At 63.4% G+C, this 12,728-nt stretch carries 14 protein-coding genes and 1 other RNA gene; 4 read left to right on the forward strand and 11 right to left on the reverse strand.

The annotated features are described in order from the left end of the window. Position 1: 1 nt before the first annotated feature. The 4 genes from ABH922_RS13630 to ABH922_RS13645 are packed head-to-tail and all read right to left on the reverse strand — an operon-like array spanning position 2 to position 3,907. The gene (locus ABH922_RS13630) at positions 2-1,282 is read right to left on the reverse strand and encodes a class I SAM-dependent methyltransferase (RefSeq protein WP_424807418.1); all 1,281 of its coding nucleotides are present in this window, start codon (positions 1,280-1,282) and stop codon (positions 2-4) included. Continuing rightward, complete coding sequence (locus ABH922_RS13635) at positions 1,279-2,022, reverse strand: DUF1365 domain-containing protein (protein ID WP_424807419.1); 744 nt, start codon at positions 2,020-2,022, stop codon at positions 1,279-1,281. The genes ABH922_RS13630 and ABH922_RS13635 overlap by 4 nt, the downstream gene beginning before the upstream one ends. Next, positions 2,013-3,293 carry an NAD(P)/FAD-dependent oxidoreductase gene (locus ABH922_RS13640; protein WP_424807420.1) on the reverse strand — a complete coding sequence of 427 codons (1,281 nt, stop codon included), beginning with the start codon at positions 3,291-3,293 and terminating at the stop codon, positions 2,013-2,015. Before ABH922_RS13640 ends, ABH922_RS13635 begins: the two co-directional genes overlap by 10 nt. Then, on the reverse strand, positions 3,290-3,907 hold the full coding sequence (locus ABH922_RS13645) for an alpha/beta hydrolase (protein ID WP_424807421.1): 618 nt from the start codon (positions 3,905-3,907) through the stop codon (positions 3,290-3,292). The genes ABH922_RS13640 and ABH922_RS13645 overlap by 4 nt, the downstream gene beginning before the upstream one ends. A 53-nt stretch (positions 3,908-3,960) precedes the next feature. Here ABH922_RS13645 and ABH922_RS13650 point away from each other — a divergent pair, with 53 nt between their 5' ends. Then, on the forward strand, positions 3,961-4,791 hold the full coding sequence (locus ABH922_RS13650) for a GNAT family N-acetyltransferase (protein ID WP_424807422.1): 831 nt from the start codon (positions 3,961-3,963) through the stop codon (positions 4,789-4,791). Between the two features lie 39 nt (positions 4,792-4,830). Beyond that, positions 4,831-5,298 (forward strand): DIP1984 family protein, encoded by a 468-nt coding sequence (locus ABH922_RS13655; protein ID WP_424807423.1) that lies wholly within the window; start codon positions 4,831-4,833, stop codon positions 5,296-5,298. Positions 5,299-5,563: 265 nt separating this feature from the next. On the opposite strand, the gene ssrA is transcribed toward ABH922_RS13655, so the two are convergent. The 3 genes from ssrA to ABH922_RS13670 all read right to left on the reverse strand — a co-directional run bounded on the left by ssrA (position 5,564) and on the right by ABH922_RS13670 (position 8,491). After that, positions 5,564-5,934, reverse strand: a transfer-messenger RNA (tmRNA) gene (gene ssrA / locus ABH922_RS13660). Between the two features lie 93 nt (positions 5,935-6,027). Beyond that, complete coding sequence (locus ABH922_RS13665; protein WP_424807424.1) at positions 6,028-7,500, reverse strand: SDR family oxidoreductase; 1,473 nt, start codon at positions 7,498-7,500, stop codon at positions 6,028-6,030. Between the two features lie 43 nt (positions 7,501-7,543). Continuing rightward, positions 7,544-8,491, reverse strand: coding sequence for an NAD(P)/FAD-dependent oxidoreductase (locus tag ABH922_RS13670; RefSeq protein ID WP_424807425.1), 948 nt, complete (start codon positions 8,489-8,491; stop codon positions 7,544-7,546). Positions 8,492-8,557: 66 nt separating this feature from the next. On the opposite strand from ABH922_RS13670, the gene ABH922_RS13675 reads away from it, so the two are divergent. Then, positions 8,558-9,142: a helix-turn-helix domain-containing protein gene (locus tag ABH922_RS13675; RefSeq protein ID WP_424807426.1), complete on the forward strand. Its 585-nt coding sequence runs from the start codon at positions 8,558-8,560 to the stop codon at positions 9,140-9,142. Positions 9,143-9,147: 5 nt separating this feature from the next. Here ABH922_RS13675 and ABH922_RS13680 read toward each other — a convergent pair whose 3' ends face one another. The 4 genes from ABH922_RS13680 to ftsE form a co-directional block, all read right to left on the reverse strand. Then, positions 9,148-9,987: an EamA family transporter gene (locus ABH922_RS13680; protein WP_424809672.1), complete on the reverse strand. Its 840-nt coding sequence runs from the start codon at positions 9,985-9,987 to the stop codon at positions 9,148-9,150. Positions 9,988-9,995: 8 nt separating this feature from the next. Continuing rightward, the gene (smpB, locus tag ABH922_RS13685; protein ID WP_424807427.1) at positions 9,996-10,469 is read right to left on the reverse strand and encodes an SsrA-binding protein SmpB; all 474 of its coding nucleotides are present in this window, start codon (positions 10,467-10,469) and stop codon (positions 9,996-9,998) included. Between the two features lie 101 nt (positions 10,470-10,570). After that, positions 10,571-11,476 carry a permease-like cell division protein FtsX gene (ftsX, locus tag ABH922_RS13690; protein WP_424807428.1) on the reverse strand — a complete coding sequence of 302 codons (906 nt, stop codon included), beginning with the start codon at positions 11,474-11,476 and terminating at the stop codon, positions 10,571-10,573. A gap of 79 nt (positions 11,477-11,555) precedes the next feature. After that, positions 11,556-12,245 (reverse strand): cell division ATP-binding protein FtsE, encoded by a 690-nt coding sequence (gene ftsE / locus ABH922_RS13695; protein WP_424807429.1) that lies wholly within the window; start codon positions 12,243-12,245, stop codon positions 11,556-11,558. Positions 12,246-12,391: 146 nt separating this feature from the next. Between ftsE and ABH922_RS13700 the strand changes: the two genes are divergently transcribed. Beyond that, on the forward strand, positions 12,392-12,637 hold the full coding sequence (locus ABH922_RS13700; protein ID WP_424807430.1) for a hypothetical protein: 246 nt from the start codon (positions 12,392-12,394) through the stop codon (positions 12,635-12,637). The last annotated feature ends 91 nt before the right edge of the window (positions 12,638-12,728 follow it).

Consider the following 12,728-nt stretch of genomic DNA (forward strand, 5'->3'; position numbering starts at 1 on the left):
GTCAGTTCCTCCGATCGAGAATCACTTGCTGGACGTCGAGATATCCGGAGCGGAACCCGGCTTCGGAGTAGCAGAGGTAGAAGTGCCACATGCGGGCGAAGACCGCATCGAACCCCAGGATCGACGCCTCGGCGGTGCGGGCGCTGAATCGTTCGTCCCACAGTCGAAGCGTCTCGGCGTAGTGATCACCCATCGACATCCGCTCGCGGACTCGCAGGGTCGTCATCCGTTCGGTGACGTCCTCGATGGCCCGCACCGACGGCAAGAACCCGCCGGGGAAAATGTACTTGTGCACCCAGGTGTAGGTGTTGCGAGTGGCCAACATCCGATCGTGCGGCATGGTGATCGCCTGAATCGCGGCGCGGCCACCCGGGGCCAGCAGTGAGTCGATCTTCTGGAAGTAGCTCCCCCAGTACTGGTGCCCGACAGCCTCGATCATCTCCACCGACACCACGGCGTCGTATTCGCCCTCGACATGGCGGTAATCGAGTAGATCCACCTGAACCTTGTCCGTGAGCCCGGCAGCACTGATGCGTTTTGCCGCCAACTCCTGCTGCTCCACCGAGAGCGTCACCGAGCGGACACTCGCCCCGCGTTGAGCCGCTCTGATGGCCAACTCTCCCCACCCGGTGCCGATTTCGAGCACCCGCGCGCCTGCGACCACCCCGGCGCCGTCGAGAAGTCGGTCGATCTTACGATGCTGCGCTTCGGCGAAGGAATCCCACGACGGCGCCTGCCCCACCGAGAGATCGTCGAAGAGAGCACTCGAATACGTCATGGTGTCGTCAAGGAACAGCTCGAACAACTCGTTGGACAAATCGTAGTGGCGCGAAATGTTGGAGCGAGTGTTCTTGGTCGAATTATGTTCACTGCGTGGCTGCTTCGGGATGTAGAGTCCGCGCAGACGCTGCAGAAAGTCCGGGATGAGCGTGGCCACCTTGGCGGCGAACACCTCGAGTACCGCCGTGAGATCGGAGGCTTCCCAATCCCCCGCCATGTACGACTCCCCGAAGCCGATGAGTCCGCTGTCCCCCACCCTGGCCGCAAAATCGTCCGGTCGGTGAATGATCATCAACGGCGACCGCGAGCCACCACCACCGGACATCGCCCCGCCGGGCATCTGCACCCGAAGTGGAAGGCGAGCAACAGCTTTGTGGAACAGCACCCGGGCAACAGGCGAGGCCACCCACACCTTCAGGCCGCTGGGAACGGTGGCGACGCCTGGCCACCGATCGAGTTCCACGGTTCCGGAGGGGTCGGTGCCCAGAGTAGCGGTAGTCATTGCACTGCCTCCTGCGGTTGATGATGAGGACGAGGAACGATGGGCAATCTTTTGGCCCAGAGTTTGATCCCCTGGTACCGGATCTGGACGGCGGCCCGTAGCGGTGCCAACGGAATCGCCAGCGCACTGCGGATCACGTGCCGAGTGGTTGCGGGCACCACGTCACCGGACATCGTGGCGACGAACGGCGCCTGACCTTCGCGGGCGAGGACTATCGACAGGTGCAGCGACGAATCGGGTAACGGAAGACGCATACGGTACTCGCCGTCGACGTCGTTGAACGGGGAAACATAAAACCGCTTGGGTGTTCGCGCGGCACCACGCAAGTCGGTCTCGAGCAGATAGCAGTGCCGTTCTCCGTAGGTGTTGTGCACTTCGGCCACGACGCACTGTTGGGTACCGTCGCCGTTCAGGCACCAGAACACCGACAGCGGATTGAAGACGTGGCCGAACACCCGAGCATTGGTCAACATCAAGATCCGCCCGCCCGAGAACCCCACGCCGTTGGCGGCGAGGTACGCCTCGAGATTGTCGCGTATCGACAGATCCGGATCGCCGAGATGATCCCCGGCGTCGAACGTCGCGAGCGCCCGAAGCCCTCGCGGTAACACCGGCAGCTCGTCCACGTCGACGAGCCAGCTGTAACTGCGATACTCGAACTCGTTGCGCGTCGGCTCGGTCCGCACGTGCCGGATGGCGGTGTGCACGATGGACGGCGTGATCGGGGCACTCACGGCCACCGGCCCCCGAGATGCTCCGCAGCGCGCAGCCCCGACAGTGCACCGTCCTCGTGGAATCCCCAACCATGGTAGGCCCCCGCGAACGCCGCCACGTCGGAGTCGAGCTCCGTCAGCCTGGCCTGCGCTGCCACCGACGTCGGTGTGTACTGCGGATGTTCGTACGTCATCTGATCGATCACCGAATCCGGTGCCACCATCTCGGCGCCGCCCAGCGTCACGATGTACCGACGCCCGGTGTCGGGAAGCCGCTGCAATCGCGTCATGTCGTAACTGACCAGGACGTGTTCGGGAGTCGCCGCGCAGGCAGGCAGATAGTAGTTCCAGGAGGCGCGCGCGTTGGTGTTCACGGGCAGCACACTCTCGTCGGTGTGAAGCTGAGTGTGATTGACCGAGTAAGGCATGGCTCCGAGGATCTCGCGTTCCGCCGCCGTGGGCTCGACGAGAATGTTCAGCGCCTGCCGAGGGTGAGTGGCGATCACCACCGAATCGAAAGTCTGCATCTGATCGTCCGCGTCACGGATCTCGACCGAATTCGCATGGCGGTGGATTGCCCGCACCGGCGTGTTCACCCGCACGTCACCGATACTCTTGGCCACTGCGCTCACGTACTCGGCGGAACCACCGGTCACCGTCCGCCACGACGGCGATCCGGTCACTCCGAGCATGCCGTGATGATCGAGGAAGGTGAACAGGTAGCGGGCCGGATAGTCGAGCGCTGATCCGGGATCACACGACCACACCGCCGACACCAACGGCGTCATGAAATGTGCGGTGAAGTAGTCCGAGAAGCGCCCGCTTCGCAGAAACATTCCGAGGCTCTGATCCGGCATCGAGGCATCGGTCTTCTCGAGCAGGGCGCGGGCACGCCGGTGAAACTTCTTGACTTCCACCAGCATCGACAGAAATCGTCCGTTCACCAACAACCCACGCGTGGGGAGAATCCCACGAAGCCCCTGCCCACCCGAGTACTCCAACCCACAGCCGTCGCAGTGGATGGACATACTCATATCCGATTCCTGCGTCGCCACATCGAGTTCGGCGAACAGCCTCAACAGCGTCGGGTAGGTGCGGTCGTTGTGGACGATGAATCCCGTGTCGACGGCAAGGCTGCGGCCGCCCGGATCGGTGACGGCATGGGTGTCGGCATGACCACCCAACCGTGAATCAGCCTCGTACAACGTCACGTCACTGCCCTTGCTCAGCACCCATGCCGCCGTCAGACCGGCCACTCCGCTACCGACAACCGCGATCTTGCGCTTCTCGGAACTCATCGTCGCTCTCCCGTCTCAGCTGCGGCGACGCCGCAGAGCATTTCGGACACGGCATCAACTGCCAGTCGGTGCCAGAGTGCCGGTCGGCGGAGCATGAAATGCCCGGCTCCGTCAACCCCGATCCACTCCGCGTTGTGACCGGATCTACGCATATCCTCCACCTGTTTTCGCGACTCTGCGGGGTCAGTCCACCGATCGGCCGTACCGTGAACCACCACCAGTTGGCCACCCGGCCGAAGATCGATTGCAGTGCCGTCGGGCCACCACGGCGCCAGAGCCACAATCCCCACGACCGACGGATCTGCGGCAAGTGCGGCCGCTACCCGGCCACCCATCGAATGTCCGAGCAATATCACCGACGGCGACGGATCTGTTTCCTTGATCCGATCGAGCACTGCCTGGGCGTCGGCCACCGGACTGCGCGCGTCGCCGTTCCAGCCACGCAGGCGATAGCGAACCCGCACGACCTCGATCCCACGAGACCGCAGCAGGGCGGCGAACGGGCGCATCCGCACATTCGACAGGTGCCACCACCGCGAACGTCGGCGACTGGCGACCTTCCCACCGGGAAGTACCAACACCACCGGGTGAAAGGCATCTTGTCGGAACGTCATGTGGGGTATTCGTAACCGAAAACCCTTTGGATGGGGTTATTGGAATTCCCACCGTGAACACCGAGCTTCTCGCCGCGATGGATCGAAATCTGACGCCGCACGCGAATCACCTCCATCACCTACTGCCAGAGTCGACTGTGACCGACGCGCCCGATCTGGCGATCGCCGACAGCGGTTCGAACGACGACACCTTCAACATCGTCAGCGGTGCCCGTTTCGATGACACTGATCTCGACCTGCGACTATCCGGAATTCTCTCGACTCTCCGCGGCACCGGACGCCCATTCTCGTGGTGGACCGGCCCAGCGGACAGTCCCGCCGATCTCGGCGCTCGACTCCGTGCACACGGATGCGAGAACACCGAAGACGAACTGGCCATGTCCGCCTCGATCGATCGCATTCCACTCCCGGACAGACATCCGGCCCTGAATGTGTCCTTGGTCACATCTAAAGATCAGCTGGCGGACTACGCGGCCGTCATGGCCGCCAACTGGTCGCCGCCGTCCGAAACGGTCGTCGACTTCTTCCGCCGAACCGCCTCGGGCATTCTGGGTGGAGGAAGTCGAAGTTCCTTCGTCGTCGGTTACCACGACGGCCGTCCCGTCGCCGGAGCGGAAATCCACATCGCGAGCGGAGTTGCCGGACTCTACGGGGTGGTCACCCTCGAGGGTTCACGCAGACGCGGTTTCGGCGTAGCAGTCACCCTCGCAGCGCTCGATCTCGCCCGCCGACACGACGGTGTGGAAACGGCCGTACTCCAAGCGTCGCAGGACGGCGCCCCGCTCTACCGCCGCCTGGGATTCGAGGAAGTAGGTGCCTACACCGAGTACGCGATCAGAGGTGACTTCGGCGAAGGAGACCCGAAAGTCGACGCTCCCCCGTAGCATGAACTCGCCGACCGGACGAACGCAGGAGCTGCATCCATGAAACTGGCCGAAGCCCTGGCGCTGCGGAGCAGCGTCAACCACAAGATCCTCCAGCTGCGCGAGCGGATCGTCGCCAACGCTCGACACCAGGAAGGTGAGGAGCCTCCGGAGAACGCCGTCGCACTACTCGACGAATTGTCCTTCACCCTGGATGAATTCGAGCGCCTGATCCGAAACATCAACCGCACCAATGCGCAGACCGTACTCGGCGACGGAACGATCACGGACGCACTGGCCAGACGAGACGTTCTACGGCTGCGACACGGCGCGATCACCGACGCGGCCAATGCCGGCTCCGGGCGCCAGGAGCACGGCTACGGTCGTCAACTGCGATCCGAACTCGTCCACGTCTCCGCCGTGCCGGTAGCCGAACTCCGGTCAACCGCCGACGATCTCGCTCGCCGGATCCGCGAGGTCGACACCGCGATCCAGCGACTGAACTGGGAGGTGGACCTCCTCGAGTGAGCGCGGTGGACGTTGGAGCAGGTAGTCGTCTCGACGAGGCGGGCACAACCGCGACCGGCGGCTTCCGGTCACACCTCTGGCGCAAAGGGCAGCGCAATCTCGTCACAATGCAGCCCAGCACGCCACACAGGTAACCGTGCACAGAGCACGAATCATCACCGCGTGCCGATCGACGAGCGATGAGGGTGGGTTCGGGGCATCCAACGTCCACCGGAACGAACGAGGCGGGCCCTGCATCCGATATCGGATGCAGGGCCCGCCTCTTCGGTGGAGCTGCCGGGAATTGAACCCGGGTCCTACGTTGAATCGCCAGGGCTTCTCCGTGTGCAGTTCGCTACGCCTCTACTTGGATCTCCCAGTCTCGCGAACAAGCCAGGATGACGATCCCAGTCACTGTTTGATGTCCCATTCGACTCCGTGACCGAGCCGAACGGTAAAGCCCTCTAGCTGATGCCAGGAACCGGGTCGAGGGCAACCCCGGGCTGACAGACACGCTTCGCTACTTAGGCAGCGAGAGCGTAGTCGCGCTGATTGGAATCGGCGCTTATAGGTTTGCAGCGACGCTCACGGTGGTCTCCTGCCTGCACCGACACGCTTCCCCTGACTCAACACACGCAGTCGAAACCGTTCAGCCCCGTGTGTGCCCCTCGCCATTCGAGGAACAACTCACTATAACTTGCCGAACTACGGAAGTCATACCGATTAACGGGTGCCACCGTCGCGCGGCGGTTACGCCGAGGCCCTACGCTCGGCAGCAGCAACGAGACCGGCGAGCATGCGGCGGAAAACCAGCACGTGGAACGGCCGGATCAGCCACCAGTAGACCCGCCCGCCGAGCCCGCGAGGAAAGAAGGCCGAGCGCAGATGCAGACGCGACGTACCGTCGCGACTGCCCGAGACCCGCAACTCCAACCAGGCCGCTCCGGGCAGACGTGCATCGGCGCGCAGACGTAACCCGTGTCCTCGATCGATGTCCTCGACATGCCAGAAATCCACGATGCCGCCTGCCTCGAGCCGAATGGGATCAGGCCGACCACGTCGCATTCCGACGCCGCCGACGGCTCGGTCGAGCAGCCCGCGAATTCTCCACGCCGGCGAATACCACCCGTTGGCACCACCGATGGATTCGACGACGGCCCACAAGGTCTGCGTATCTGCGGCGCACGGTCCGCTGCGACTGTCGACGAACACCGTTCCCCCGGCCCAATCCGGATCGGACGGAATCGAATCCGACGACGCATCCCCGGTAGCCTCGACACCCGACCACTCCGTCTCGACGTTTCCGTCCTCGATCGCGCGGAGCGCCAGACGAACCGCATCCCGGTAAGACGTCAAGCCCCTCGCCGGCCGAGCCACCACCTCGTCGATATCGTGCTCGTGCATCACGGCGTCGTTGTGCAGCGATTCGATCAACGGCATCGCCAACGCCCGAGGAATCGGTGTGACCAGGCCCACCCAGTGCCCGGCCAACCGGGGCGTCAGTACCGGCAGAACGACGATTCGTCGTTGTCTGAGTCCCGCGACGTCGGCATAGACGTTCATCATCTCGCCGTACTCCATGACGTCAGGGCCGCCGATGTCGAAGGCCCGGTTGATCGCCGAATCGACGTCCACCGCCGACTCGAGGTAATGCAGGACGTCACGGATCGCAATCGGCTGGATCCGGTTGTGGACCCACTTCGGTGTGGTCATCACCGGGAGTCGATCGGTGAGGTGTCGAACCATCTCGAAAGACGCGGAGCCAGAACCGATCACGACGCCGGCCTGGAAAACCACCGCCGCTACAGGTCCGTCGAGAAGGATGCGACCCACTTCGAGCCGCGACGTCAAATGGGTGGACAGGTCGCCGGTCGGCGGGTGCAGGCCACCCAGATAGACGATTCGCCGCACTCCCGCCGCCCCGGCCGATGCCGCGACGTTCTGCGCGCTCACTCGATCGACATCGGCGAAGGAGCCACTGCCGCCCATCGCGTGCACGAGGTAGTAGACGATGTCGATGTCGTCGAAAACGCCCGCCAAGGATGCACCGTCGGCCAGGTCGCCTCGAACGATCTCCACCGAGTCACGCCACGGAACGTCGCGCAATTTCTCCGGGTTTCGCACGACCACTCGAACGTCGTGCCCGGCATCGACCAGTCGTGGAGTAAGCCGTCCGCCTATGTATCCGGTTGCACCCGTGATCAGGATTCGCGTAGCGGCCATCACCCGACGCTACCCGCATTGCCGGACCCGTTTGTCGAACAGATCAGCGCCGCTGCGCGAGCGCATCCTCGAGATCGTCGTTCGTCAGAGCCATGTTGATTCCGAACCCCGCTTTGGCACCGGCTCCGGCGGCCATCACGACCTGCAGACTGGGGTCGACGACATTGCCCGCCGCATACAGACCCGGAACACTGGTGCCACCGAAACCGTCGACGGTCACGAACTCCCCCATCATCGTCTCCGCCCGCACCGCGCCGAGCGAACGCAGAACCGCGTCGTTCGGATCCATGGTGAGTGCTCCGCCCACGAACACGGCGGCACGCGAGACCACGGTTCCATCTGCCAGTTGCACACCTGTCAAGCGCGCGTTCTCGACGACGGGCGCCGTCACCTCACCCTCGACGACCACCACGTCGCGGGCGGCAAGCTTCTCGAGATTCTCGGCACCGAGGTCCCCGACCCGATGCCGGAACAGCACTACGTCACTCGACCACTGACGCAGCATCAACGCCTGATGCATTGCCCTGTCGACAGTCTTGGCGACGACGCCGAGCGGTTGATCGCGCACGTCGTACCCGTGGCAGTAGGGGCAGTGCAGCACCTGCTTGCCCCAGAATTCGCCGAACACCTCGAGTTCGGCCGGTAGACGATCGGTCAAGCCGGTGGCAATGAGAACCTTGCGAGCGTCGATTCGACTACCGTCGTCGCACTCCACGGCGAACCGACGTCCAACGCTGTCAACGGAAACTACTGTGCCGGAACGAAAATCGCCACCGAACTTCTTCACCTCGGCTCGCCCGATACTGACCAGCTCCGCCGGGTCCATTCCGTCCCGTGAAAGAAAACCGTTCATGTGCGCGGCGGCCGCGTTGCGAGGAACCCCGTTGTCGAAGACCACAACGGACCGCCGAGCCTGCCCGAGAATGAGCGCTGCGTTCAGCCCTGCGGCGCCGCCGCCGATTACCGCTACGTCGTAGAAGTTCTGTGTCATGAATCCAACAATTGCACCCCCACTCACACTTGACAATTTATGTTGCCAATTTGGCAAACTGTACGGATGGCAGAGAAATCCTTCGACACCGTCATCGCCGCAATCGGCCCGAGACTTCGCGCGTTACGTCACGAGCATCAGATGACGTTGACCGACCTCGCCGCGGCCACCGACATCAACGTCAGCACGCTGTCCCGCCTCGAATCCGGAGCGCGACGCGCCAATCTGGAACTACTCCTTCCCATCGCGGCAGCGTTCGGTGTGCCGGTCGACGACGTGATCAACAGCAAGATCGAGGATCCTCGGGTGCGCGAGGAGCCACGCACCGTCGGCTCGATGACCGTGATTCCCCTGACTGCTCAACCCGGAAATCTCCAGGCATACAAGATGGTCATCACCCCGACCGAGGCCGATCACGGACAGAGCACCCACGAAGGATACGAGTGGGTTTACGTCTTGTCCGGGCGCATCCGTCTGCAACTCGGAGACCGCGACTTCGTCATGGGCGCCGGTGAGGCCGCCGAATTCGACACGCACATCCCACATCGGATCAGCGCCGCCGACGGCCGGATCGCGGAGGTGATCAGTCTGTTCGGCAAACAGGGCGAACGCGTGCATCTGCGAGCGGCGCCGGCCGACCGCCGACCCTGATCCGATCAGGAACCGGCCACCGCGATCATCGCGACCGCCGACAATGCCAGCACCATCCCTGCCTGCTGCACGCGGCTGACCCGTTCGCCGAGCATCACCATCGCGAGCAGCACCGTCGCCGCCGGATAAAGCGAACCGATCACACTGACGAGCGAGAGCATTCCGCCGTCGAAGGCATACAGCATCGTCGCATTCGCCACCACGTCGAGAATGCTCACGAACACCGCCAGCCGCAGCGGCCCACCCCGTGGCAGGACGAAATGACCAGCAGTGGCCGCGACGAACCACACGAGGGCGGTCGCACTCGCCCGAGACACCGCCAACGCCCACAACCCGCTGCCGTCACCGATCTGATGAAGCGCTACGAACGACAGCGCGAACCCGGCACCGCTCCCGACCGTCAACAGCGCAACCTGTCTGGTGAATCGCAGGCGCCCGGCGGTGTGGTCGGGGCTCTCGCGGCTGACCAACGTCACCGCGACCAACGCCACGGCGATGCCGAGATAGGCGAGCAGCGGGGGACGCTCACCGAGTACGAAACCGACGAGGACGGGGAGACCGGCCACCAGCACTGCTGTGAGCGGCGAGACCACGGACATCGGTCCGGTCGCGAGTGCCTGATAGAACCACCACACCGCCAGACCAATCGCGACACCCGCAACCACACCCCACAGCGCATCGGCGAACGTGAGATGTCCGGCGACGAACGGGGCGAGTACCAGCACCACGACGAACGAGATCGGATAGGACACGATCACTATCCGCAGAGCGGCGACGCGTCGCGAAGCCACCCCGCCTACGAAGTCGCTGACTCCGTAGGCGACTGCTGCCACGAGGGCGAGCAGGATCGAAGTCAGCGCATTCCCTTGATGCGCCGACCGAGTTCACGAGTGACCTCACGTTCGGCGGTACGCCTGGCCATGTCCTGGCGCTTGTCGTAGTCCTGCTTGCCCTTCGCGAGCGCGAGCTCCACCTTCACCTTGCCGTCGTTGAAATACATCGACAGCGGGACGAGAGTCTGATTTCCCTCACGCGTCTTGCCCACGAGATGCTCGATCTCGCGCTTGTGCAGCAGCAGTTTTCGGGTACGACGCGGCGCATGATTGTTCCACGTTCCCTGGGTGTACTCCGGAATATGCAGCGAACGCAGCCACACTTCGCCGTTGTCCACCGTGGCGAAGGAGTCGACCAGCGACGCCTTGCCCTCACGCAGGCTCTTCACCTCGGTGCCCACGAGCGCGATACCGGCCTCGTAGGTGTCGATGATCGTGTAGTTATGACGTGCTTTGCGGTTGCTCGCAATGACCTTGCGGCCCTTTTCCTTCACTGTCCGGGCCTCTCAGTCCGCTGTCTAGCCGTCGAATGATTCGTCGATCCGCGAACGTCGCGGATCTGTCTGCTCCAGCATAGAAGCTCACGCAAACCGTTTTACTCGCGGACGTACAGTCTCAGGGTGACGTACGCCGTCACGGCCGCCATGCCGACCCCGGCGAGCGCCAGAATCGGCGAGACGAACAGAATGTCGCTGTTGGATATTCGCGCCAGGATATTCGCTTCGTAGAGGTCGGACAGAACACCGTCGATGAAGACGTTCTTGGCGGTGAACAACCCGGCGATGGCCAGCACCGCACCGATCAGCGCGGCAACCACCGCTTCGAGGAGGAACGGCAACTGGGTGTACCAGCGGGTCGCACCGACCAATCTCATGATGTTGACTTCGGTGCGGCGGGTGAAGGCCGCGATCTGCACCATGTTGGCGATCAGCAGAATAGCTGCAATCGCCTGCACGACGGCGATGGCGAATGCGCCGTTACGCACGCCCCCCAGCACGCTGAACAGGCGATCGAGCAGATCGCGCTGGTTGAGAACGCTCTCCACCCCGGGCCGCGAACCGAACGTGTCGGAGATGACGCCGAACCGCTCCGGATCACTGAGTTTGACCTTGAACGACGCCGGGAATTTGTCCGGCGTCACCAACGCCGCCAACTCCGGTTGATCCTTGAACACCCGCTCGGTGGCGTCCTTGACCGCGGCCGCGCGGTCGAGATATTGCACAGCGACCACCGACGGCGTCTGTTCGAGATCCTTGCGGAGTGTGCTGCAGATGTCTTGTTCGCATCCCGGATCCGAGGCGGAGATGTCGTCGGTGAGGAAGATCTGCACCTCGACGCGATCGAGGAAGATCTGCTGCGTCTTGCCCGCCATCTGAACCACGAGTAGGCCGCTGCCGAACAGGCCCAGGGAAATCGCGGTCGTCAAGATCATGGCGATGGTCATGGTGATGTTGCGACGGAGACCGGTCAGGACTTCGCTGAAGATGAAACTGGCGCGCATCGGGGAATCGGATTCCTTCTCGGGAGTCGGTTGTCCGGGACAACCGTTGGACGAACAGGACGGGGGTGGGAAGTCGGCTCTACCGGCCGACGCCGTACACACCCCGCGCTTCGTCTCTGGTGACCTTGCCGAGATCGAGTTCGATCACTCGCCTGCGCATCGAGTCGACGATGTGGTGATCGTGCGTGGCCATCACCACCGTGGTCCCGGTCCGGTTGATGCGCTCGAGCAGCAGCATGATGTCCTGGCTGGTCTCCGGATCCAGGTTGCCGGTGGGCTCGTCGGCGAGCAGCACCAGCGGGCGGTTCACGAATGCTCTCGCGATGGCGACTCGCTGTTGCTCGCCGCCGGAGAGTTCGGTAGGCAAGCGATCGGCCTTACCGGACAATCCCACCATCTCGAGGACCTCGGGCACAGTACGTGCGATGACGTTGCGGGGCTTTCCGATGACCTCCAACGCGAACGCGACATTCTCCGAGACCGTCTTCTGCTGCAATAGACGAAAGTCCTGAAAAACACAGCCCATGCTTTGCCGTAGCCGCGGCACACGACGCGCCGAGAGTTTGTTGACATGAAAGTCGGCCACCTCGATGTCACCGGACGTGGGCGACTCCATCTTCAGCAGCAGTCGCATGAAGGTCGACTTGCCGGAGCCGGAGGGGCCGATGAGGAAGACGAACTCCCCCTTCTCCACCTCCATGCTGACATTGTCGAGCGCCGGCCTGGTAGAGGCCTTGTAGGACTTCGACACTTTCTTCATGCTGATCACAGCTAGCCAGTCTAGACGTTATCGAACAGTGACCTCGGCGCAACGCGGGACGGAACGGTCGCCGTTATCGGGTCGGCTCCGACTCGGTCGGAGTGGCTGCGGAAGTTGGTCCGTTCTGGTCGTTTTCAGGACGCGAAGGCGTAGTCGTGACGTCGGCAGGCACTTGTGACCGTCCGTTGCCAGGCGTGGACGTCGCGCCGGAAGACGGGGTGTCTGATTCCGGACTTTCAGCGCTCGACTCCGGCGTGATGGTCACCGAACTGGTACTCGTCTCGCTACTCGGGGTCACCGGAGCCCTCGTCGACGTGGGTGCCGCCGGCACCCGGTCCTGGGAGGTCGACGTCGCCGGGGCAGGCTCCGGCGTGCTCTCGACCACCACCGGGTTGAAATAGGCGTGCGCGCTGAACGCAGCCATCCATGCGAGAACCAACAAGAAGGTCGAGGTCCTCAGCCGTCCACCGAACAACCGGGAGGGCAGCCAGT

The organism is Rhodococcus sp. 27YEA15 (assembly GCF_049739425.1).
Lineage (GTDB): Bacteria > Actinomycetota > Actinomycetes > Mycobacteriales > Mycobacteriaceae > Rhodococcus_F.